Here is a 23,780-nt window from a genome sequence, read left to right as displayed (position 1 = left end):
TTTACAGAATATAAACAAACGGCACTTCTCTAAACGAAAAGTGCCGTTCTTCTATTATTAATCTTCCATTGTTGAAAGATCTCCAGTAGGTAAGTCTAATTCCCAAGCCTTTAGTACGCGACGCATAATTTTACCACTACGTGTCTTTGGTAGCTTTTCACGGAATTCGATTTCACGTGGTGCTGCGTGTGCTGCAAGGCCTCGCTTAACAAACTGACGAATATCTTCTTTTAATTCATCTGAAGCCTCATGTCCTTCACGTAAAGCAACAAATGCTTTAATGATTTCACCACGAACTGGATCTGGTTTTCCGATTACACCAGCTTCCGCCACTGCTTGATGCTCTACTAACTTACTTTCAACTTCAAACGGTCCAACTCGCTCACCCGATGTCATGATAACATCGTCAATTCTTCCTTGGAACCAGAAGTATCCTTCTTCATCCATATAAGCTGAATCTCCAGAAACATACCAATCACCTTGTATAAAATAAGATGAATATTTTTCAGGATTATTCCATATTTTACGCATCATAGATGGCCAACCTTTTTTAATCGCTAAGTTCCCCATTCGATACGGTGGTAGTTCATTTCCTTGATCATCAACAATTGCAGCCTTAATGCCTGGAAATGGCTTACCCATTGAACCTGGTTTCATTTCCATTGCTGGATAATTACAAATTACTTGTCCACCTGTTTCAGTCATCCACCACGTATCATGAATTCTCAAATTAAACACTTTCATTCCCCAACGAATAACTTCAGGGTTTAATGGTTCTCCTACACTTAATATATGGCGAAGTTCTTTTAAGTCGAATTTTTTTACAAGCTCATCACCAGCACCCATTAACATACGGAATGCTGTTGGCGCACTATACCATACAGTTACTCCGTAATCCTCAAGCGTTTGGTACCAACTTTCAGGTTTAAATCGACCACCAACAATCACATTTGTTGCACCATTTAACCAAGGTCCAAAAATTCCATAAGATGTTCCAGTAACCCACCCTGGATCTGCTGTACACCAATAAACATCATCTTCTTTTAAATCTAGCACCCATTTAGCAGTTTGATAATGTTGCATCATTGCATTATGAACATGGAGAACTCCCTTTGGTTTACCAGTAGAACCTGAAGTATAATGCAAAATTAAACCCTCTTCACGATCAACCCATTCAATATTCAAATATTTATCTGCTGATTCCATACGAGTAATAAAATCGATATAAGGACCCTCTTCAGAAATATCTGAACCTACTAGAACAATATGTTTTAAATGTGGAAGTTCGTCTACAGGTACTCGTTCCAACAGTTCTGGTGTCGTTACAATGACTTTTGCCTCACTGTCTTCAAGACGATCACGCACAGCTCCTTCCATAAATGCCTCAAATAGAGGTCCTACAATTGCTCCAAGCTTAATTGCTCCAAGAATTGTGAAATATAGCTCTGGAGAGCGTGGCATAAAAATAAATACCCGATCTCCTTTCTCAACATCAGCAGCTTGTTTTAGTACATTACCTGCTTTGTTTGACATTTCTTTCATGTCTTTAAAAGTGTATGTCTCTTTCCGTTCAGGATCCCTATAATAAAGTGCTACCTTATTTTTTCGTCCATTTTCAACATGGCGATCAATGGCTTCATACGCCATATTAACACGATTGGTTTTTGACCATGAAAAAACCTCTTCTACATCCTTCCAATTAAACGACCGATACATTTCTTCATAACTTTTTAGATTATAATCCCCACTGACCGCAGAAAGCGCTTCCACCTTCATAATCTAAATCCCCCTTTATGTATTGTCCTCCATCCATTATAATACAAATATATAAAATTCTCAATTTTTAAAAGATTTAACCTTTTTGAATCTATTCACAAATTCCCACTAAACAATCCAATAAATTATGTATAATAAAATCAGATTGGTTAAACCGATTTATGTAGAATTATTTTAAGGAGTGAATCGATGAAACACCCTAAAATTTATAATGCAAAGGAACTAAAAACAACAGAAGGAACATTAATTATTGAAGGGCCAATTCATCCTGAAACTCTACAATCCTATGAATATCATGAAGATTTGGTTGCCTTTAGAAGACCGAAGGAACAATTCAAAGCATTGATCGAAATTGCAGGGTTAGAAGAAGGTAGAATCTTAATTGCGCGCCACCGCAATACAATTGTCGGTTATGTCACGTTCCTACACCCTGATCCTCTCGAGCGTTGGTCAGAGGGAAATATGGAAGATTTGATTGAACTTGGTGCCATCGAAGTTATTCCAAAATTTCGTGGTTCAGGTGTTGGTAAGCATCTTCTTCAAGTATCAATGATGGACGATGCAATGGAAGATTATATCATTATTACAACAGAGTATTACTGGCATTGGGATTTAAAAGGAACAGGACTAAATGTATGGGATTATCGGAAGGTAATGGAGAAAATGATGAATGCTGGTGGTCTAATTTGGTACGCGACAGATGAACCAGAAATTAGCTCTCATCCAGCAAACTGCCTAATGGCTCGAATCGGTAGTCGTGTTTCATCTGATTCTATTCAGAAGTTTGATCAACTTCGCTTCACAAATCGCTTTATGTATTAAACAAGTGACTTTTTAAAGTCACTTATGTAGGACAATTATGAAAACGCTTTACAAAATTAACTTACCATTGCGGTAGAAAATGAAACTTAACGAGCTATAGCTTTTACATATATGGTAAGAGTCTAATCATATCTATTTTTCTTCACTTAATTCATTGTATCGCTATCGTGACTGTTAAAGATCATTAGTTTCCAAAGGAGGAGTCCAAAGTGATTGTGGAAGAAATAATGAGTACAGAAATTATCACTTTGCATATGCATGACACAATCGAAAAAGCTTGTGAGTTAATATATTCTAAACCGATACGGCATCTACCAATAGTAGATAACGAGTCACACGTTGTTGGAATCGTTTCTGATCGAGATATTCGTGATGTAAGCCCGTCTATCTTCCATTCTGAAGAGCACAAAGAAGACTTGCAAAAACCGATTGCTAGTATCATGACTCAAGATGTGCTTACAGCTCATCCACTTGATTTTGTCGAAGATATTTGTTCTTTATTCTATGAACATCAAATTGGCTGCTTACCAATTGTTTCTGAGGGTAAACTTGTAGGTATTGTAACAGAAACGGACATGTTACATACATTAGTTAAACTAACAGGTGCAGATCAACCTAGCTCTTTATTAGAAATTAAAGTAAAGAACAGAGCAGGGGTATTAACCGATGTCGCCTCTGTGTTTCGAAGAAATAAAATCAATATTATTAGCGTATTAGTGTATCCCGCTAAATCAGATAATTACAAAATACTTATATTTAGAGTTCAAACAATGAATCCTATGAGTGTCATTAGTGAACTAAAAACAGATGGACATGAAGTACTCTGGCCGAACCTTCCGGGGGTTTCATCATGAGCCACCAATCCGTATATGTCCTTTCAGAAGAGTATCAGAAGTATAACTTTGGGAATGATCATCCCTTCAACCAGATTCGAGTAAAATTAACAACTAGCCTATTACAACAAATGGGAAAGTTAAATGACTCTGATGTCATCTCAGCAAGGCAAGCTTCTTTCGAGGAGCTTGCTCTTATACATGATCCTCATTATATCGCAGCTGTCCAAAAAGCTGGTTCAGGAGAACTGCCTGAAGACATAGGCTTAAATTATGGCATTGGTACTGAAGATACCCCCATTTTTAAAGATATGCATGAGGCGACTTCAGCTGTAGTTGGGGGAACACTAGTAGCAGCAGATTATGTGATGCAAGGCAAAGCTGCTCATGCACTTAATCTTGGAGGAGGTCTTCACCACGGCTTTCAAGGTAAAGCATCTGGTTTTTGCATTTATAATGATGCTTCGGTTGCAATAAAATATATACAAGAAAAGTATGGAGCTCGCGTACTTTATGTAGATACAGATGCTCATCACGGTGATGGTGTACAATGGTCGTTCTACGATGATCCAAATGTGTGTACATACTCCATTCATGAAACTGGACGTTATTTATTTCCTGGGACAGGAAATATAAATGAGCGAGGACATAGTAAAGGTTATGGATACTCATTCAACATTCCATTAGATGCCTTTACTGAAGATGAATCTTGGTTAGAAGCATATGAAACCTCCCTTAGAGAAGTTGCTGCGTTTTTTAAACCAGATGTAATTCTAACCCAAAATGGTGCAGATGCTCACTACTTAGATCCACTAACACACCTCTCATCAACAATAGAAATCTATAAAAAAATCCCAAAAATTGCTCATGATATTGCTCATGAATATTGCAACGGAAGATGGATTGCAGTCGGGGGCGGAGGTTATGATATATGGAGAGTTGTACCTCGTGCTTGGGCAATGATTTGGCTTGAGATGACTGACTGTTTAGATAATAATACTGTCGGAGCACTTCCTAATGAGTGGATAACACAATGGCAAGAACACTCTCCAGTGATGCTTCCTACCGTTTGGGAAGATCCAGATAACCTTTATAAACCAATTCCAAGAAAGCTAGAAATAGAAGAAAAAAATGCACTAACTGTTGAGAAAGCGTTACACCCTATTCGAAAACGAAATACGTCACCACTAAGCCATACCTAATTTTGAGAATAAGGTATTGAACATCTATTATCATTCAGTGACAGTTAAAATTCATACATAATAAAAGAGACGTTGCTCCACATTATATGCAAAAAGCAACGCCTCTTTTTTATGTATAAAACCTATTGGTCTCTTATGTTTTCCTATGTTAGTAATTGTTTTCTTCACTATAGGTAGGATCTGAGATCACAATTTCTACTCGTCTGTTTTTCTGCCAATTTTCTTGAGAATTATTTGCTGCAAGTGGTCTAGTATCTCCATATCCAATTGAAGTAAATCGTTTAGCATCTAAACCATGCTCTCTTAACAAGTATCTAATGACACTACTAGACCTTGCTCCTGATAATTCCCAGTTTGAAGGGTATCGAACAGTCGATATTGGACGATTATCTGTATGTCCTTCTACTTTTACTGGATTAGGAACATTAGTTAAAAGGGTCCCAACTTTATTTAAAAATGGTTTTGCTGATTCTAACAAAACAGCTTCACCCGTATTGAAAAGGACTTGCTCTTGTAATACGAGAACAACACCTCGTTCATTACGATTTGCTGCAACAACATTTTCCATGCCATTTTCAGCTAAAAAAGATTCAATTTCATTTAATAGTTCACCTAATTGATCTTGTTCACCTTCACCTGCATTTGTCTCTTCTTCAATATGTTGCTTCGTTTCATCTTCTTGACTAGCAGGATCAATCATTGGAATCATTGATGGATAAAAATCAAAAATTACTTTTTCATTAAAAGATTCTGCTACAGCTCGAAACTTTTGTGCATCGATTTGTGACATTGAAAATAACAAGACGAAAAAAACCAAAATTAACATCATCATGTCAGAAAACGTGACCATCCATTTAGGAGCACCTTTGGCTTGTCTTTGTTGGTTTTTACGCCTCATTTACTGTTTCTCCTAATATATCATTCTCAACTTCTTCTTCATCGAAGTTGCGTTGATCTGCTGGAAGAAATGCACTTAGCTTCTCTTCAAGAATTTTAGGGTTTTGACCTGATTGTACACCAATAACACCCTCAACAATAATTTGCTTCATGAACACTTCTTCTTCTGATTTATTCGCAAGTTTTGCTGCCATTGGCAGAAATACAAGGTTAGCCAATAGTGAACCGTATAAAGTTGTTAATAATGCTATTGCCATATTTGGTCCAAGTGTAGATGGGTCACTTAAATTTCTTAACATTAGAATAAGACCAATTAATGTCCCAATCATCCCCCACGCAGGTGCGTATTCACCTGCTTTTTCAAGTATGCCTCTCCCCTTACGATGTCTTTCTTCCATAGCTGAGATTTCTGCGTTCAAAATATCACCAATTACATCGGGCTCTATTCCGTCTACTGCAAGAAGAATACCTTTACGAATAAACTTATCTTCAATATCTTCCATTTCGGTTTCTAATGCTAACAAACCTTCACGTCTTGCCTTATCAGATAGCTTGACAAAAGTTTGAATCAACGTTCTAGCATCTTGCTGATCTTTGTTAAATGCTTCTTTCATAACTTTAAAAGTAATCTGGAGCTCATTCAAATTGTAGTTTATTAGTAATGCACCAGCTACACCACCAACTACGATAAAAATAGAAGACACTTGAAAAAAACTTAATAAACCACCAGTACCACCGCTTGAGAAAATTCCTAATAGCATCATAGCTAGTCCGACAACTATTCCTAACGGGGTTAGAATGTCAAATTTTTTCATATCCCTCTCCCTAACCTCTTCCTTGTAAGTCAATTTTTCTCTATACAGTTAGTATCGGCAAGTTTATTAATTTGTTGAGTCACGATATTCAATACGATGAGGTAAAACGACAATATGCTCTTCTACGTTCTCTTTATTCATGTATTTCGTCAATAATCGCATCGCAACTGCTCCAATATCATACATTGGTTGTACAACAGTCGAAAGCTGTGGGCGTACCATCACTGCCAAACGGGTATTATCAAAACCAATAACTTCAATTTCTTCAGGAATATTTATACCTCGATCTTGAACACCATGAATAACACCTAACGCCATCTCATCTGTTGCAACAAAAATAGCTGTTGGTTTATCATCAAGTTCTAAGAAATTTTGTGCGGACTCTAGACCCGAGTCATACGTATAATCTGCATGACTTACAAGGTTATCATCAAATGCAATACCAGCATTTTCTAATGCACGCTTATATCCAACAAGCTTCATTTCACTGCTAATCGCATCATTAACTGGTCCTGCAACAAATGCAACTCGTTTGTGTCCTTTTTCAATAAGACTCTGAACGGCACTAAATGCTGCTTCCTCGTAGTTGATATTAACAGACGGAACTTCTTCATTTTTCTCCATTGTTGCTGCTAAAACAATTGGAACAGGAGATTTTTTAAATTCTTCAACATGTTCTTGTGTAATATTACCACCCATATATACAATGCCATCAACTTGCTTACCTAGCATTGTATTTAATAAGTGTAACTCTTTTTCCTTATTTTGATCAGAGTTACTGAGTATAATATTATATTTGTACATCGTTGCAATATCTTCAATTCCTCTTGCTAACTCAGCAAAAAAGATACTCGAAATATCAGGAATAATCACGCCTACTGTTGTTGTTTTTTTGCTAGCAAGGCCTCTTGCAACTGCGTTAGGACGATACCCTAATTGATCTATCGCTTCAAGTACCTTTTTTCTTGTTGAAGGTTTTACATTTGGGTTACCATTAACAACTCTCGAAACGGTTGCCATGGATACATTTGCTTCTCTTGCTACATCGTAAATTGTTATATTCATTTTAGTTTCCTCCATAAAATTTATGAATACTCTTCTTCTATTTAAGAAATGTATCCTCTTACCTCTAAATAAGCATAAGACGACATAGTTTTGTTAACAACTCTAGTCAATAACCTCGAGTTAATCGTACTTTAAACTAGACACTTCTAAATGTTTGATTATACTAACTTTTAGAAAACAATCTTAATTTAACTAAGCTTATGTACTGTTATGATACGACACATTTTTATTGGTCGCAATTAATTCAAGAACAAATTAATAACCTTTTCAAATTTTGAAAATCGCATGTAATTAATAACAATACGTGATGCAAATGGGAACCCATTCTCATCTATTTTTAACATTACAACGAATTTTTATCATAATCACTACAATATCCTTATAACATTAAATTATCTAACCATACTTTGAATGTTTTTCTTCCTAACCTAAAGAAAAGACCTCCTGTTTTCACAGAAGGTCTTTTCTATTTATGCTTTAACCATTGATGATCTAAGTTGATCAATAAAATCGTTAAATGTTGGAATATCCATTTGTTGAGCTGAATCAGAAAGAGCAACAGCTGGATCAGGATGTACTTCGGCCATGATACCGTCTGCACCAATTGCAATCCCTGCTTTTGCAGTTGGAAGTAATAAATCACGACGACCTGTTGAATGAGTTACATCAACCATAACTGGTAAATGAGTCTCTTGCTTCAAGATTGGTACAGCAGAAATATCAAGAGTATTACGAGTTGCCGTTTCATACGTACGAATGCCTCGCTCACACAAAATGATATTGCCATTACCACGAGACATAATATACTCAGCAGCATTAATAAATTCAGAAATTGTTGCTGATAAACCACGTTTCAATAATATTGGTTTGTCAATTGACCCCGCAGCCTTTAATAGCTCGAAGTTTTGCATATTACGCGCGCCAATCTGAATAACATCGAGGTATTCAACAGCTTGCTCAAGATCAGAAGGAGTTACAATTTCACTAATTACCGCAAGATCATGCTCGTCTGCTACTCGTTTTAAGATTTTAAGCCCTTCAAGCCCTAAACCTTGGAAATCATATGGTGAAGACCTCGGCTTAAATGCTCCTCCACGCATTAGTTTAAGACCTTTATTTTTAATTGCTTCAGCTACCTGTGATACTTGCTCATATGATTCAACCGCACATGGTCCTACAACGAAGTGTGTGTGACCATCTCCGATCTTTTCACCCTTTATATCTACAATTGTATCTTCTGGCTTCTTCTTACGAGATACAAGTAGTGCTTTGCGATTATCATCTTCTTGAAGTTCCAAACCTGCTTTAAAGATCTCTTTAAAGAGATGCTGTAATGTAGAAGTTTCAAATGGACCTTCATTTTTATCTAAGATTAAGTCAAGCATTGAACGCTCGCGAACAGGATCAAATCGGTGAACACCTTGTTTTTCTTTAACTTTACCGATTTCCTTAACTAACTTACCTCGTTCATTGATCAAATCTAAAAGTTTTAAGTTAATATCATCTAATTGCCCTCGTAGTGCTTCAAATTCTGCGTTACTCATAAGGCACTTCCTCCTTAACTTGTTTATAAGATAATAAAAGTGTGGTACATTTTTTAATGATTAGGATTTATTATATACGAATTAAAACAGAATGTCACGAAAAATTTCTTTATCAACAAGACGCTTTTAAGCGTTAACGTAAAAAAGAATATAAAGAAGGTGATTTATGTGGTTCAACACCCCTACACATTTGCTCTAGATATTGGAACTCGCTCAGTCGTAGGTATTATTTTGGAGGAGAAGAATGATAGCTTAGAAGTATTAGATATTGTATCTAAAGAACATGAAGAACGTGCTATGTTAGATGGACAAATTCATGATGTTTTAGCTGTTTCAAATATTATAAATGAAATAAAAGAAGAGCTTGAACAAAAACATGGTACACTAACTAAAGTTTGTGTAGCTGCTGCTGGACGTGCTTTAAAAACAAAACGATCTAAAATTTCAAGTAAAATTACTGGAAAATCAGAATTGACATATGAAGATATTGTTCACATGGAACTTAGTGCCGTACAACAGGCACAGTTCGAGCTTGCTGCTGAAAATAACTATGAAAATAGTACAAATTATTACTGTGTTGGTTACTCGGTAATTCATTATGGCTTAGACGATCAAGAGATTGGTAGTTTAATTGATCAAAAGGGTGATGAAGTATCCGTTGAAATTATCGCTACTTTCTTACCTAAAGTAGTCGTTGAATCATTAATTGCTGCCTTAAACCGAGCAAACCTTGAAATGGAAGCCCTCACACTAGAGCCCATCGCAGCTATGAACGTATTAATCCCTCCATCTATGAGACGATTAAACGTGGCATTAGTAGATATTGGTGCTGGGACATCTGATATTGCCATTACAGACATCGGAACGGTTGTTGCATATGGTATGGTCCCTGTTGCGGGTGATGAAATTACCGAGGCAATAAGTGATCAATATTTACTTGATTTCCATGTAGCAGAGAAGTCAAAGAGAGACTTACACTTTAACAATGCTATTACCATTCATGATATTCTTGGTTTTGAACAAGAAATTTCTCGTAATGATGTATTGATGCAAATCGAACCTGCATTGGACAAGCTTGCTTCAGAAATTAGTGAAGAAATACTTACTTTGAATAAAAAATCACCGAAAGCAGTTATGCTCGTAGGTGGAGGTAGCTTGACACCTCAATTACCTGAGCGAATAGCTAAAAAGCTTCAATTACCAGATAATCGTGTTGCCATTAGGGGTATCGATGCTATCCAAAAATTAAAGATTTCAGAACATATTCAACAAGGACCAGAATTAGTTACACCAATTGGAATTGCTATTGCAGCAAAGCAAAAACCTATTTCTTATATTAATGTAACTGTTAATGATGTGAGTATCCGCTTATTTGATATGAAACAATTAACCGTTGGAGATTGCTTACTTTCAGCTGGTATTGAAATGAACAAACTATATGGTAAACCCGGTATGGCGATCATCGTCAATATTGATGGCAGAGAATTAACATTACCAGGCTTACACGGAGAAGCACCTTGCTTATATAAAAATGATGACGTATGCTCCTTAAATGATACGATAGAACACGGAGATAAACTGACTGTAAAAAGAGGGAAGAACGGAGATACTCCTAAAATATCAGTAAAAGAATTATTTCAAGAAACAGAAGACAAAACGGTGTGGGTAAATGGACAAGCATATGAAATAGGAATAACTTTTTATAAAGGTGACCAAGAAATTAGTCCAGATACAATTCTTAAAGATCATGATAAAATTGAAACACGCTATCCTATTACAATTCGCGACCTATTAAATAGAATTGACGATCAAGACTTGATCGCTTCATTGAAACCTTTACGAGTAACATATAATGGTTCAATGATGACAGTTAAAGGAAAAGAAATAGATGTAAAAAAGAATGGACTTGTTACACGACTAAGCCAACCAATTAATGATGGAGACCAACTGCTTATAGGTTCACGTGCAAAGCCTACTATTAAAGACATTCTTAATGAACAAAACCAACAGACTACATACAGTATCACGATAATGTTTAATAACGAACCTCTTACATTAACTAAAGAAGCAGCAGCTGTTGAACTAAATGGAAAGATCGTTGATGAACATATCCAAATTTCAGATGGCGATCAATTACACATTATAAAAAGAGAGATTGAGAAGTTTATTTTCCAAGATATTTTCCGCTACGTTCAAATTGAACTACCTAATATACAATCTGGAAGATTTACAATTCTTAAAAATGGAAAAGAGACAGGATTTGATTCAGAAATCGTAGCTGGTGACAAATTACAAATAACATGGCCTGATAGAGAGATTTCACAGCCTTAACACTTACGAAATTAAATCTCCTTATTTGTTATGGTTAATTATATGTCGTCAATATTGAACGTGTTGATAAAATATAATAAGTCAACTGAGGACTTTTCTACATATAGAAAAGTCCTCTTCTCATCATTATTTATTAAATGCTTCTGTTAACGATTTTTTAGTAATATGCCAATGGGAAGCTTCCCAAATCACTTTTCCATCCTCAATTAATAGTGCTTGTGGAGATTGATGACGGATTGCAAACTTTTCCTCAATATGATTGGAGAGCGGGCGAGCTTCTTGAACATGTAAGTAAAAAGTTGGACTTTCATCGTATTCTGCGACATATTTTTGATACTCATCATATGCTTGATGGCTTATTGGACAAGTTAAACTGTTTTTTAAAAATATAAAACGTCTATTTTCTCTTTCAATTACCTCAAATTCTTCAATTGTTTGTACTTGTTTCATGCCCATTCGTTTACACTCCTTTATACTAATTCTTTCTTTTAGTATTGTATCATTCAAATTAATTAAGCAAAATTTTTTTGTCTTATACAACCTTTTTATAAAAGGTTTATTTAAAGCACAGATAAAAAGGGTGCAGCATCTGCCACACCCTTCTTATCTTTTATATACTTAATGCAAACATTGGAGAGAAAATTCTACACGTTTGTTGGTTGAATTTCTTTTTCTTCAATGTTTTCTATTTCAATCACTTCATCCTCCAATTGAGAAACTGGTGCTGTTGATTCTTCTTGATCAATTTCTACGATAGTATCTGTTAATTCTTCATCTTCAATCGCCACTGCTTCGTCACAAGATTTCTTGTATTCTTTCCATGACTTTGCCTTCTCTTTTAGACCAACAGACTGTTCAGACACTACTTTTTTAATTTGTTCTGTTCGCTCTTTAGCTACACCAGCTATCACAGTCCCTTTTTCAACAGCCGTATCACGAAGCTCTCCTGTTTTGGTACGAACATTATCAGCCTGATGATTTAAATCTTGGCGTAACTCTTTCCCAGATTTAGGGGCAAATAAAAGTGCAGCTGCTGCACCAAGAAAACCTCCGATAAATGTACCTATTAAAAAATCTTTACTATTAATATTATTATTATTATTTTCATTGCTCATTGTTCTACACTCCTCACCTTTATAAAATTTTTGAATACGACTATCTCTTTTTTTCTTTCCACTTATGGTACACATCAATTGCGGCATTACCAAATTTGACGAACTGAGACACCTGTTCACTATGTTGCTCAGCTTGACTAGAGATCTTATTACTAACATTTCGAAGCGAATGATTTAAATCTTGTACAGTATCACCTACTCCTTTCACTGACTCTACTACTGAATTCAATGAATTCGACTTAGTTTGAATATCCTCTGCAAGTCGGTTTGTTCTATGAAGTAATTCTGTTGTCTCTGTTGTGATACCTTTCATTTGACCTTCTAACCCATCTAATGTTTTTGCGACACTATCAAGTGTGTGTTGGACTGAACGAAGTGTCTTTGCTAAATAAACGACAAGGCCTGTAAAAGCTATAGCAATAAGGGCTACACTTAAATACACTATTAGAATCATTTCTGTATTCACTCCTCTGTATAATTAATATCATTTTCAAATTCTTTTTTGATTAAATTCTACTACAATTTTCACCCACTATTACTACTTAGCAAACATATTCTTCATTTCATCTCTACTTTCCTGCCTTTTTCGGTTAAAATAACGGTAGAACATTTAACAATACTGGAGGTTATAGTAAATGAAGGATCCACGTATGAAAAAGCTGGGTAAAAACCTTATCCAATATTCTGTACGACTCAAAGAAGGCGAAAGGGTATTAATTGAAAATACTGGCCTACAAAAAGAATTAGTCAATGAGATAGTTGAAGCCGCATATGAAGCTGGTGGGCAACCATTTGTATTAATCAAAGACCCTCAAGTAAATCGAGCATTAATGAAAAAGGCTTCAAAAGAACAATTTGAACTTCAAGCAACTATGGAAGCAAACATGATGAATGAAATGGACGCATACATCGGCCTTCGTTCAGGTGATAACATTGCTGAACTATCGGATGTACCTAGTGACCAACTTGAGCTTTACAGCAAAACTGTAGGAAAAAAAGTTCACAGCGATATTCGCGTCCCTAAAACAAAATGGTGTGTTCTGCGCTATCCTAGTCATTCAATGGCCCAACTTGCTAATATGAGCACTGAAGCGTTTGAAGATTTTTATTTCGATGTGTGTACGTTAGACTACGGAAAGATGAATAAAGCGATGGACCCACTTATAGAATTAATGAACAAAACGGATCGTGTACACATTACTGGACCAGGAACTGATTTACACTTTTCAATTAAAGATATTCCTGCTATTAAATGTGCAGGTGATTTCAATATTCCTGATGGAGAAGTATTTACTGCGCCAGTAAAAAATTCAGTTAATGGAACAATTACATATAATACGCCATCACCATATAATAGTTTTACATTTGAAAATGTAAAATTAACTTTTAAAGATGGAAAAATTATTGACGCTCAAGCTAATGATACAGAACGTATTAATAAAATATTTGATACAGATGAAGGTGCTCGATATATTGGTGAATTTGCAATTGGAATCAACCCTTATATTAAAGAACCGATGAAAGACATTTTATTTGATGAAAAGATAGATGGTAGTTTCCATTTCACACCAGGTCAATGTTATGATGAAGCATCAAATGGAAATAAATCAGCTATTCATTGGGATATGGTTAACATACAACGTCCGGAATACGGCGGTGGTGAGATCTATTTCGATGATGTACTTATTCGAAAAGATGGTCGATTCATCTTACTTGAGCTTCAAGTACTAAATCCTGAAAACTTAATGGACTAGTTTATCAAAAGTAATCCATTATAAAATTTAATTTTTTAAAATAAAAAAGTCTGGTATCATACCAGACTTTTTTATACTTTAGTACGCATCAACAAGTTTGTTCATATTTTTGTTGATACTTCTGAATGTCCCCAGCCCCCATAAAGATCAAAACACTGTCTGTATGCTCTTGTAATACTGATATGTTCTCCTCATTTAACAAATGTGAATCATCTATTTTACTTTGTAAATCCTCAATCGAAAGGTTACCTATATTTTCACGAGCTGACCCAAAAATATCACATAAATAAACTGTATCTGCATTAGACAATGCACTAGCGAAATCATCTAAGAATTTTTGTGTTCTTGTAAAAGTATGTGGTTGAAAAATAGCGACAAGCTCTTTGTCTGGATATTTTTGTCTAGCAGCTTCAATTGTGACTTTAATCTCGACTGGATGATGTGCATAATCATCAATAATAATTTGCTTACCGAATGTTTTATGATTAAAGCGACGTTTAACACCAGCAAATGTCTCTAATTGAGTTTGAATAACCTCTGTTGGAACATTTTCATAATGGCACAAAGCTATAACCGCTAATGCGTTAAGAACGTTATGATCTCCGTATGCAGGGATATGAAATGTATCAAAAAAACTATCACGTACAAAGACATCAAATGTTGTCCCCTCTGTATCTTTGCGAATATTTTGTGCTTGAAAGTCATTGTGATCGGAAAAACCATAGAACATAACAGGTACATTAGCATGAATTTGCTGCAATTTCTCATCGTCACCACATGCAATAATCCCTTTTTCAACTTGAAGGGCCATTTGTTGAAAGGCTTCAGTCACATCATCAATACTCTGAAAATAATCAGGATGATCAAAATCAACATTCAACATTATTGCGTAATCTGGAAAATAAGATAGAAAATGACGACGATATTCACATGCTTCGAATACAAAATAGCGACTATCTTCATTACCTTTACCTGTCCCATCCCCGATTAAGAAAGAAGTCGAATAAGCTCCTTGTAAAACGTGAGAAAGCAAACCGGTAGTAGACGTTTTACCGTGTGCACCCGTTACTGCAACACTTGTAAATTTATTCGCTAATTCCCCTAAAAAATTATGGTATCGGTATATCGGTACACCTAACTCTCTAGCACGTTCTAACTCCACATGGTCATCAGGAAATGCATTCCCAGCTATGACCACTTGACCTTCCTTTATGTTCTCGGCACTAAAAGGGTATATCGGAATGTTTTTTAGTTCTAAAGCTTTTTGTGTAAAAAAAACTTTTTCATAATCTGATCCTTGAACAGATTCGTTCATGTCTTGTAAAATTTGTGCCAAGGCGCTCATTCCGGTTCCTTTAATTCCGACAAAATGATAAACTGTCATATTTGAACCTCCAAATTCTTCTCATCACTTCTTAACGCTAATTTCTGTATTATATGAGGAAAATGACTAAGATGTTATTTTTATCTTCTGCCATCTAGTAATTACACTGTTGCATAATAAAACATTATGTATGATTTTAAAATAAACAGTACAAAAACACATTATTATTAAAACAAGTATGATTACTAATACTATTATATTGTGTCTTTACGACGAAAATTTAATAAACCCTGCATTATATTATAACAAAATTGAGGTACCTCTTCTATCTGAATTCAAGTGCAATCATTTTTTCAAACATAAAAGAAGCTGACAGACTTTTCTATCAGCTTCTATACGAATCAGTCTACTTTTTCAAGGCGAGGATTAGAACGCAAACGTCTACCTGTTTTTGCTTGTTCTTTACCATTTAAAGTTACATTATCTCCTGTAAAACCAATATTAATTTTTAATAAGCTGCTTCCTACTCCATACATGTCTACAGGAACACCTTGTTGTTCAAATTCCTTAATGCGAGCTTCATTAAATCCACCTGAAACGACGATTTTCACATGATGAAATTCTTCTGCATCTAATGCATTTCTTAATGCAAAAATAAGCTGTGGATTAACACCACGAGGATCAAACGTCCCTAGTAGTTCAGGATTTCGCGTAAAATATTTGTCAATTAATGTACGTGAAGTATCAACACGTACTGCCTCTAGCTTATTACCAAATTCTCTCGCAACCTTTAAAGCATCTTCAATTACATCATTATTATAATCAACTAATGCTACTAATGCATCTTCTGGAAATTGGTCATGATAAGCTTTTGTAGCAGCCACCGTGTCGCCTTCAAACAATTGAATTAAAGCATGCGGCATCGTACCCATGCCTTTCTTCCCCCACCACTCATTCATTGCATGTGTTGCTTGAGCAGTTGAGCCACCTATGTAAGCTGCATATCCATCTCCTGATTGTTGTGTGAAATGATCATCGCGATCACCCATAAAAATAATTGGTTTTTGAGTACCAGACTGACGGGCTGCTTTAACGACATTATACACATTCGTTGCTACTGATGTCCTTCTCCCTAAGATACCATCAATGATTCCTTCCAAATAACCGAAATTTTGATAAGGACCTGTGATTGTTAACACAGTTTCATATGGACGAATCTTATCTCCATCCTTTAATGAAAATATTTCAAGTTCATTTGGGTTATCAGCGAACGTTTTTAGCAATGCAATAACTTCATCTGTTCCACATAAAACAGCATTATCTTTTTGGAAAAATTGCATCGTAACAATGTTATTTGGTTTATATTTTTTTACAATCTCTTTACTTTTCAAAAAGTATACAGCAGAAAACCAACCTTCACCTACACGTTCATCAAACTTAAATGTCCGATTCGTTAAACGTTTTATTTTACCTTGTAGTTTCAAATTAATTTCTTTCATCATCGGTTACTCCTTATTTCACCAGTCATTTCTGAGTTCTTTAAAATACTATTACTTCTAGCAATAGCATTAAACCCTTCCTTGTACCATCATATACGTTATTATTGGAGAAGTAAATAAAGTATCTTTTTTCTAATCATATCCTTTCAAACTTAAAATTAACCTATTTGACGTAGATTAATAATCGACCTCTTGCAAACTTTAACTATTGTTACTAGATGGAACAAACCGTGTAATACGATTTTATAATGCATGAAAAAAAGAATGTTAAAAGGATATAATACTCATTCCTTCTAACATTCTTTTATAGTAATTATACTGCTGGCATTGTACCGCTATCCTTCTTAATGAATCGTTGGTAAGCATAAATAACTACTAATATTACAATACCTACAACAGAGACTGTAATCTCAGGATAAACTAATAATATACCTGCAGCAAATAGTATGATACGTTCAAACATGTTTGTTTTCTTATTAAAATAACCCATCATTGACGCACTGATTGCTGCCATTCCAAGCAACGCTGTTACTAACGCTGGTGTTACATTCATTATGTTAGCATCGTTTTGCAACAATAACACCGGATTTGAAACAAATACGTAAGGAATGATAAATGCGGCAATGGCCAGCTTAAAGGCATTCACACCAGATTTCATAGGATTTGCTCCTGCTATACCTGCTCCTGCATAAGCAGCCAAACATACAGGCGGTGTGATATCAGCAACAATACCGAAATAAAATACAAACATATGAACTGCAATAATCGGAATGTCAGGAAACGCTCCAAGTATAGCTGGAGCTGCCATTGAAGCCGTTACTACATAGTTTGCTGTCGTTGGTAATCCCATGCCAAGAATAATACATGCAATCATTGTTAAGAAAAGAATTAAGAAGAACTGACCATTCGCTAATTGAACAATTCCTCCTGCAATTTTTCCACCTAAACCAGTTAAAACGACAATACCTACAACAATACCTGCCGTAGCACATGCGGATATAACTGGAAGAGCTGTTCTTGCACCTTCTGCTAAAGCATTAATTGTTTCTTTCACAGAAAGTCTTGTATCTTTACGGAACAAACTTACGATATAAGCTGCACCAATTCCCCATAATGCGGCATACGTAGCTGTTCTTCCAGAGAGAAGCAAACCAACTATCGTAATCAAAGGAATTAGTAGATCAAACCTTTTAATTAGCATACTCATTTTTGGCAATTCATCTTTTGGTACACCTAGAATACCGTGCTTTTTTGCCTCAAAGTGTGTACCCATAAATACACCAGAGAAATAAAGAACTGCAGGAATAATTGCAATAATAATGATTTCACTATACGGAACACCAGTATATTCTGCCATAATGAACGCTGCAGCTCCCATTATAGGAGGCATGATTTGTCCACCAGTTGATGCCGAAGCTTCTGCAGCAGCTGCAAATTCAGGGCGGAATTTTGCACGTTTCATCATTGGAATTGTAAATGATCCTGAACCCACAGTATTAGCTACTGAACTCCCTGTTACCATTCCTTGCAATGCACTTGCTGCTACTGCGGCTTTTGCTGTTCCTCCAGTGAAGCGCCCAGTTAGCGCAAAAGCAAGGTCATTGAAAAATTTACCAATATCAGTTTTAACTAACATTACTCCGAAGAATAAGAATAAATAAATGTATTGGGAAGAAATTTGAATTGGAATACCAAAAATTGCATTTGTCTTAAAGAACATTTCTGTACTTAAGTTGCTCCATTCAAATCCTGCATGCCCAAATACCGGAATGCCTTTACCCCATAAACCATACGCAATTGCTGCTGAAGCAATAATTACTATCGGCAAGCCAACTGCACGTCTTGTTGCTTCTAACAGAAGGATAATACCTACAGAGGCAACAATTACATCAAAATCTGTATAACCTAAAATTATTGCTTTACTTACAATACGCTCATAATTAAATACAATGTAATAATTTGTAGCTAAAGCTGTAAACCCTAAAACTACATCATACCAAGGAACGCCTGGTTTCTTTGCCCACTCCTTCTTAGCTGGATAGAGAATATAGATAAGTAATAGTCCCGTTCCTAAATGAATTGGACCTTGAATTTGGGATGGGTAAACTCCACGAAAAGCTGTAAATAGATGAAAAAGGGTTAAAGCAATCCCCACGATTAGAACAAGCCAACCTAAAAATCCTAATTTTGTTCGATAAGCATGTTCGCGATCATATTTTGCTAGTAGTTCTTCCTGATTTAATTGTTCTTGCTGTGCCATATCTTCACCACCATTATTTAATACGAAGTTCTTCTCCCACTTGATCAATTACTTTTTGTTACCCCCAATAAAAAGTAAGAACATTCCTACTCTTTATTGGGGGTTCTATCCTTTTTTTCGGATAAAAGGCCGGACATGTAGTCCGGCCAATATTTCTTATTATTCAATACCTGCTTCTTCAAAGTACTTCTTAGCACCTGGGTGCAATGGAAGACCGTTAGAACCTTTAAGTGCATTTTCTTTCGTAATGTGTGCACCTTGTGTATGAGAAATGCTTCCTGCATTCTCAAATAATGCTTTTGTAATTTCATATCCTAGCTCTTCACTAATTTGTGATGTTGAACCAACAAGAACTGCATAAGCAGTGATTGTGTTAACTGGAGCATTTAACCATTCAAACGAATCTGCAGGAATAACAAATGCTTCATAACCAGTGTTTCCTTCAATCGTTGCTAGAGCGTCACCTTCAATAGGAAGGAACTTAACATCTTTAGTTTGTGCTTGTAATTCATCGATTGATGATGCTGGTAATCCTAAGAAACCAAATGTTGCATCAACTTGACCATCTTGAAGTTTATTTTTTGCATCGCCAAATCCTTCTTCAAATGCAGTATAATCGCCATCATTCAAGCCATAAGCTTCAAGAATTTGTTTTGCAGCTGCTTGCGTTCCACTACCTGGAGGACCAATTGCAACTTTTTTACCTTTTAATTGATCGATTGTTTCAATACCAGTAGAACCTAATGTAACAACTTGCATTACTTCTGGATAAATATGACCGATAAAGCCAACATTATCAACTGGTACCCCTTCAAATTCACCTTTACCTTCTACAGCATTTTGCACTGGAATGTGAACTGCCATACCTAGTTGTAATTCGTCACGCATGATACGTGCTAAGTTATCATTTGAAGCACCTGTTGAAACTGCGCTTACATTAAATCCTTCAGTTCCAACATTGTTGTTTAACACTGTAGCAATTTCTTGACCAAGCGGGAAGTATGTACCACCTGTACTTCCTGTACCCAATTGAAGGTCTGTTACAAAATTACCTTCTGCTGGAGCTTCAGTTTGTTCAGTTGTGCCTTCACCTTCTGAAGCTGGTTCTTCATTTGCGCCTCCGCCACATGCTACAAGTACAATTGACATTGCTAGCATTAAGACAAGAGAAAGTAACCAATTCTTTTTCATGGTAAAAATCCCTTCTTTCTATTATTAAATAAAATGAACCATTGTTAATTAACAATGGATACAACCTTTTTGAAGTTAACAATGATACCGCTAACATCTTTTTTAAATAGATTAATATGTAATTTTTCTGACAAAAATGACTATTAAAATCCTAATGAAAAGAATTTATTTCATTAAGAGAACAATTTGTACTCTTACATTAAAACAAATTTTACGAAATTCGTCAATTAGTTTCTCTCCTCTTAATATTCAATTATTTTAAAGCACTAAAGATTCTTGGACTTAGTATTATAAAATAACTCCCCAATGCTGAATTGAACAATTGGGGAGTTATTGAACTAATGGTATTTATAAGTGATTTATTATCCAGTTTTTACATGCTACATAATAACTTTTTTATCATCAAATATCTGTTCTAACTGTTCTCTCGATACTAAAATATCCCTTGGTTTACTTCCTTTTTGAGGTGAAACAATTCCTCGAGCTTCCATTGACTCTACTAATCTGGCAGCACGATTGTAACCAATCTGGAAGCGACGTTGTAAGCTTGATGCGGATGCACCATCTTGCTCTAATACAAAATCACATGCTTCTACAAATAATTCATCTTCTTCCTCAGATACATGGTGTTGCTTGATTAACTCCTCTTGCTCAAATAAATAATGTGGTTTTCGTTGTTTTTTTACGAAATCTACAACACGGTCAATTTCATCATCTGAAACAAAATTCCCTTGAATCCGCAATGACTCTGACTTTCCATTTTCAAGGAATAACATATCTCCCTTTCCTAATAACTTCTCAGCCCCGCTAGTATCTATAATTGTTCTTGAATCAACTTGCGAAGAGACTGAAAAGGCAACTCTTGTTGGAATATTAGCCTTTATTAATCCTGTTATGACATCAACTGAAGGACGTTGAGTCGCAAGTAGTAAATGAATTCCACAAGCTCTTGCTTTTTGAGCAATGCGACAAACTGCTTCCTCAACATCATGAGGAGACATCATCATTAAATCTGCTAACTCATCAATAATAATAACTAAATAAGGCATTTTTTCACCCTTGTGTTGTTCGTTAACAATCTTCTGATTAAATCGATTAATATCTCGAACACCTTCATGATGAAAAACCTTATAACGTCGTTCCATTTCATCAACGGCCCATTTTAATGCAGCCGTAGCAGCTTTAACATCTGTAATTACTGGACTTACTAAGTGTGGCACACCGTTATAAGGAGCCAATTCAACCATTTTCGGATCAATTAACATCAGCTTAACATCTTCTGGATTTGACTTGTACATCAAACTAATAAGAATAGAATTAATGCAAACACTCTTCCCAGAGCCAGTAGCACCTGCAATCAACCCATGAGGCATCTTCCTTAAGTCGGTTACAATCGGTTCACCTGCAATATCAAGCCCTAAAGATACTGTTAATGGAGATTCGCTCTTCATAAAAGCTGGGCTCCGCAAAATTTCACGAATAAATACTGGTGTACTCTTCTGATTTGGGACTTCTATTCCAATCGCATTCTTCCCTGGTATTGGTGCTTCCATACGAATATCTTTTGCAGCCATGTTCAACTTAATGTCATCTGTCAAGTTCGTGATTTTACTGACCTTAACTCCTCGTTCTGGTTGTACCTCAAATCTCGTAACAGCTGGTCCACACGTTACATTAACAACATGTGCGTTCACATTAAAATTTTGTAACGTTTCATTTAGTAAGTTCCTTTGTTCTTCCAGCCATTCATCATTATGCTCATATGTTTGTTCAGGAATATCTAATAACGATAATTGTGGCTTTTTGTATGTAGCAATTGTTTTAGAATGTGATACAGACGAATTCTCTTTAGAAGCTCCCTCTTCCCATTTTTGTCTATCTTTTTTACTCATTAAAACATTGAATGGGACAGCTCCACTCTTATTCCGCTTGACCTCTTGAGAAGATTGCTCTATAACAGTTCTCGTTTTCTCTTCCACTTTTTCTATTTTATCTTCGAGAATTTTTTCTTCAGAATTAGTGTCTTCTTGTTCATCTAACGCTATTTCAATATTGTGAGGCTCATCAACCACTGAATGTTCGGTTGCTTGCCTGTGTTCATTCTGTTCACTTGATTGCTCTGGTTGTTGAGAGAACACATAATCGGAATTACTTGGAGCTTCTTGCTCCTCATTTGTTTCGATGCCCTGTATTTCTTTATGCTTTTCTACCAGATTAGTGAGTTGAATGTTCTGTTCTTGCTTTTGCTCTAGATCAAATAAAAGGTCATCAGCTTCCTCATCTAAAGTTACAGCACTTTCATTAACATTCATATTTTCACTTTCATTTTTTAATTGTCTATCTTTTTTACTCATTAAAACATTGAATGGAACAGCTTCACTGTTGTAATGTTTGACCTCTTGAGAAGGCTGCTCCCTAGCAGTTTTCGTTTTCTCTTCCACTCTCTCTATCTTATCTTCGAGAATTTTTTCTTCAGAATTAGTGTCTTCTTGTTCATCTACCGTTATTTCAAAATTGTGAGGCTCATCAACCATTGAATGTTCGATTGCTTGCCCGTCCTCAATCTGTTCACTTGATTGTTCTGGTTGTAAAGAGAACACTTTATCGGAATTCCTTGGAGCTTCTTGCTCCTCATTCGTTTCGATGCCCTGTATTTCTTTATACTCTTCTACCAGATTAGTGAGTTGAATGTTCTGTTCTTGCTTTTGATCTAGATCAAATGAAATATCATCAGCTTCCTTATCTAAAGTTACGGCACTTTCATCAACATTCATATATTCGCTTTCATTTTTTAATATAACATTATCTTCCTTATCTTTCTCTTCATCACCTATCATTATATCCTCATCTACTAATTGAAACTGACTATTTGGTTCCAAATTGCTCTCTCTTATTACTGGATGCTCTTCTGATTCATTTGAAGATGCGGTTTGTTCACGATTATGTTCAAAGTCATATTGCTTTTCTTCTGAATAATTTCCAGGCTTGTTATAACCGTAAATTGGCGAAGGTACATCAGTTCTTTTGAACCTCTTTTTAGTTGTAGAAACTGTGCTCACACGAACACTTTTTACTTCTTCTTGTTGATCATTACGTTCATGCTGTTCACGTCTCTTGGGATGTGGTCGCTGTCTCTTAATGGGCTCTCGTTCTTTTGTCCGTGATGGCGATTCCCTGTTATCATCAGGAATTACCGGGAAACGAAATCTCCCACTAGAGTATTGATAAGTGACCTTTGCTTCAGTCTCACGTCGATTCGTCTGCATAGAAGGTTCTTTTGTTTCAATATATTGCTCTTCTTGTTCATTATCATTTATTTTCTTAAAAAAGCTCTTCAGCCAATTATTCATGA

General features: G+C 35.7%; 18 protein-coding genes. 5 read left to right on the top strand and 13 right to left on the bottom strand.

Annotation, left to right across the window (positions count from 1 at the left end; genetic code table 11):
* Positions 1-57: 57 nt before the first annotated feature.
* A complete protein-coding gene (gene acsA / locus BFG57_RS13840; protein WP_069718086.1) occupies positions 58-1,776 on the bottom strand; it encodes an acetate--CoA ligase in 1,719 nt (572 codons plus the stop codon).
* A 189-nt stretch (positions 1,777-1,965) separates the two neighbouring features.
* On the opposite strand from acsA, the gene BFG57_RS13835 reads away from it, so the two are divergent.
* The 3 genes from BFG57_RS13835 to BFG57_RS13825 all read left to right on the top strand — a co-directional run bounded on the left by BFG57_RS13835 (position 1,966) and on the right by BFG57_RS13825 (position 4,633).
* Complete coding sequence (locus BFG57_RS13835; protein WP_069718085.1) at positions 1,966-2,598, top strand: GNAT family N-acetyltransferase; 633 nt, start codon at positions 1,966-1,968, stop codon at positions 2,596-2,598.
* A gap of 209 nt (positions 2,599-2,807) precedes the next feature.
* Positions 2,808-3,452, top strand: a complete 645-nt coding sequence (locus tag BFG57_RS13830; protein ID WP_069718084.1) for an acetoin utilization AcuB family protein — start codon at positions 2,808-2,810, stop codon at positions 3,450-3,452.
* Positions 3,449-4,633, top strand: a complete 1,185-nt coding sequence (locus BFG57_RS13825) for an acetoin utilization protein AcuC (protein WP_069718083.1) — start codon at positions 3,449-3,451, stop codon at positions 4,631-4,633. The genes BFG57_RS13830 and BFG57_RS13825 overlap by 4 nt, the downstream gene beginning before the upstream one ends.
* A gap of 148 nt (positions 4,634-4,781) precedes the next feature.
* On the opposite strand, the gene motS is transcribed toward BFG57_RS13825, so the two are convergent.
* The 4 genes from motS to BFG57_RS13805 all read right to left on the bottom strand — a co-directional run bounded on the left by motS (position 4,782) and on the right by BFG57_RS13805 (position 8,954).
* On the bottom strand, positions 4,782-5,531 hold the full coding sequence (motS, locus tag BFG57_RS13820) for a flagellar motor protein MotS (protein WP_069718082.1): 750 nt from the start codon (positions 5,529-5,531) through the stop codon (positions 4,782-4,784).
* Complete coding sequence (gene motP, locus BFG57_RS13815; protein ID WP_069718081.1) at positions 5,521-6,345, bottom strand: flagellar motor protein MotP; 825 nt, start codon at positions 6,343-6,345, stop codon at positions 5,521-5,523. The genes motS and motP overlap by 11 nt, the downstream gene beginning before the upstream one ends.
* Before the next feature lie 66 nt (positions 6,346-6,411).
* Positions 6,412-7,410 carry a catabolite control protein A gene (gene ccpA, locus BFG57_RS13810; RefSeq protein ID WP_069718080.1) on the bottom strand — a complete coding sequence of 333 codons (999 nt, stop codon included), beginning with the start codon at positions 7,408-7,410 and terminating at the stop codon, positions 6,412-6,414.
* Between the two features lie 470 nt (positions 7,411-7,880).
* Positions 7,881-8,954 (bottom strand): bifunctional 3-deoxy-7-phosphoheptulonate synthase/chorismate mutase, encoded by a 1,074-nt coding sequence (locus BFG57_RS13805; RefSeq protein WP_069718079.1) that lies wholly within the window; start codon positions 8,952-8,954, stop codon positions 7,881-7,883.
* Between the two features lie 168 nt (positions 8,955-9,122).
* Between BFG57_RS13805 and pilM the strand changes: the two genes are divergently transcribed.
* The gene (gene pilM, locus BFG57_RS13800) at positions 9,123-11,285 is read left to right on the top strand and encodes a cell division protein FtsA (RefSeq protein ID WP_069718078.1); all 2,163 of its coding nucleotides are present in this window, start codon (positions 9,123-9,125) and stop codon (positions 11,283-11,285) included.
* 126 nt (positions 11,286-11,411) lie between these two features.
* Here pilM and ytxJ read toward each other — a convergent pair whose 3' ends face one another.
* The 3 genes from ytxJ to BFG57_RS13785 all read right to left on the bottom strand — a co-directional run bounded on the left by ytxJ (position 11,412) and on the right by BFG57_RS13785 (position 12,854).
* The gene (gene ytxJ, locus BFG57_RS13795; RefSeq protein WP_069718077.1) at positions 11,412-11,741 is read right to left on the bottom strand and encodes a bacillithiol system redox-active protein YtxJ; all 330 of its coding nucleotides are present in this window, start codon (positions 11,739-11,741) and stop codon (positions 11,412-11,414) included.
* A gap of 188 nt (positions 11,742-11,929) precedes the next feature.
* A complete protein-coding gene (locus BFG57_RS13790; RefSeq protein ID WP_069718076.1) occupies positions 11,930-12,400 on the bottom strand; it encodes a YtxH domain-containing protein in 471 nt (156 codons plus the stop codon).
* A 40-nt stretch (positions 12,401-12,440) separates the two neighbouring features.
* Positions 12,441-12,854, bottom strand: a complete 414-nt coding sequence (locus tag BFG57_RS13785; protein WP_069718075.1) for a DUF948 domain-containing protein — start codon at positions 12,852-12,854, stop codon at positions 12,441-12,443.
* 181 nt (positions 12,855-13,035) lie between these two features.
* Between BFG57_RS13785 and BFG57_RS13780 the strand changes: the two genes are divergently transcribed.
* Positions 13,036-14,154 carry an aminopeptidase gene (locus tag BFG57_RS13780; protein WP_069718074.1) on the top strand — a complete coding sequence of 373 codons (1,119 nt, stop codon included), beginning with the start codon at positions 13,036-13,038 and terminating at the stop codon, positions 14,152-14,154.
* A gap of 88 nt (positions 14,155-14,242) precedes the next feature.
* On the opposite strand, the gene murC is transcribed toward BFG57_RS13780, so the two are convergent.
* The 5 genes from murC to BFG57_RS13755 all read right to left on the bottom strand — a co-directional run bounded on the left by murC (position 14,243) and on the right by BFG57_RS13755 (position 23,778).
* On the bottom strand, positions 14,243-15,538 hold the full coding sequence (gene murC / locus BFG57_RS13775) for a UDP-N-acetylmuramate--L-alanine ligase (protein ID WP_069718073.1): 1,296 nt from the start codon (positions 15,536-15,538) through the stop codon (positions 14,243-14,245).
* A 341-nt stretch (positions 15,539-15,879) separates the two neighbouring features.
* The gene (locus tag BFG57_RS13770; RefSeq protein WP_069718072.1) at positions 15,880-16,977 is read right to left on the bottom strand and encodes a nicotinate phosphoribosyltransferase; all 1,098 of its coding nucleotides are present in this window, start codon (positions 16,975-16,977) and stop codon (positions 15,880-15,882) included.
* Between the two features lie 313 nt (positions 16,978-17,290).
* Complete coding sequence (locus BFG57_RS13765) at positions 17,291-19,237, bottom strand: TRAP transporter permease (protein WP_069718199.1); 1,947 nt, start codon at positions 19,235-19,237, stop codon at positions 17,291-17,293.
* A gap of 159 nt (positions 19,238-19,396) precedes the next feature.
* The gene (locus BFG57_RS13760; RefSeq protein WP_069718071.1) at positions 19,397-20,428 is read right to left on the bottom strand and encodes a TAXI family TRAP transporter solute-binding subunit; all 1,032 of its coding nucleotides are present in this window, start codon (positions 20,426-20,428) and stop codon (positions 19,397-19,399) included.
* 380 nt (positions 20,429-20,808) lie between these two features.
* Positions 20,809-23,778 carry a DNA translocase FtsK gene (locus BFG57_RS13755; RefSeq protein WP_069718070.1) on the bottom strand — a complete coding sequence of 990 codons (2,970 nt, stop codon included), beginning with the start codon at positions 23,776-23,778 and terminating at the stop codon, positions 20,809-20,811.
* Positions 23,779-23,780 lie beyond the last annotated feature (2 nt).

Origin of the sequence: Bacillus solimangrovi (assembly GCF_001742425.1) — a bacterium.
In the GTDB taxonomy this organism is placed as follows: Bacteria; Bacillota; Bacilli; order Bacillales; family Bacillaceae_N; genus Bacillus_AV; species Bacillus_AV solimangrovi.
Note: the sequence above shows the minus strand (reverse complement) of the source record. Positions and strands in the feature narration are given on the sequence as shown.

Bases quoted from the DNA above. Each gene is read 5' to 3' on its own strand.
- motP (WP_069718081.1), bottom strand. From the start codon at position 6,345: ATGAAAAAATTTGACATTCTAACCCCGTTAGGAATAGTTGTCGGACTA.
- acsA (WP_069718086.1), bottom strand. From the start codon at position 1,776: ATGAAGGTGGAAGCGCTTTCTGCGGTCAGTGGGGATTATAATCTAAAA.
- BFG57_RS13760 (WP_069718071.1), bottom strand. From the start codon at position 20,428: ATGAAAAAGAATTGGTTACTTTCTCTTGTCTTAATGCTAGCAATGTCA.
- BFG57_RS13785 (WP_069718075.1), bottom strand. From the start codon at position 12,854: ATGATTCTAATAGTGTATTTAAGTGTAGCCCTTATTGCTATAGCTTTT.
- murC (WP_069718073.1), bottom strand. From the start codon at position 15,538: ATGACAGTTTATCATTTTGTCGGAATTAAAGGAACCGGAATGAGCGCC.
- BFG57_RS13805 (WP_069718079.1), bottom strand. From the start codon at position 8,954: ATGAGTAACGCAGAATTTGAAGCACTACGAGGGCAATTAGATGATATT.
- BFG57_RS13755 (WP_069718070.1), bottom strand. From the start codon at position 23,778: ATGAATAATTGGCTGAAGAGCTTTTTTAAGAAAATAAATGATAATGAA.
- ytxJ (WP_069718077.1), bottom strand. From the start codon at position 11,741: ATGGGCATGAAACAAGTACAAACAATTGAAGAATTTGAGGTAATTGAA.
- BFG57_RS13780 (WP_069718074.1), top strand. From the start codon at position 13,036: ATGAAGGATCCACGTATGAAAAAGCTGGGTAAAAACCTTATCCAATAT.
- BFG57_RS13835 (WP_069718085.1), top strand. From the start codon at position 1,966: ATGAAACACCCTAAAATTTATAATGCAAAGGAACTAAAAACAACAGAA.
- BFG57_RS13825 (WP_069718083.1), top strand. From the start codon at position 3,449: ATGAGCCACCAATCCGTATATGTCCTTTCAGAAGAGTATCAGAAGTAT.
- motS (WP_069718082.1), bottom strand. From the start codon at position 5,531: ATGAGGCGTAAAAACCAACAAAGACAAGCCAAAGGTGCTCCTAAATGG.
- BFG57_RS13790 (WP_069718076.1), bottom strand. From the start codon at position 12,400: ATGAGCAATGAAAATAATAATAATAATATTAATAGTAAAGATTTTTTA.
- BFG57_RS13770 (WP_069718072.1), bottom strand. From the start codon at position 16,977: ATGAAAGAAATTAATTTGAAACTACAAGGTAAAATAAAACGTTTAACG.
- ccpA (WP_069718080.1), bottom strand. From the start codon at position 7,410: ATGAATATAACAATTTACGATGTAGCAAGAGAAGCAAATGTATCCATG.
- BFG57_RS13765 (WP_069718199.1), bottom strand. From the start codon at position 19,237: ATGGCACAGCAAGAACAATTAAATCAGGAAGAACTACTAGCAAAATAT.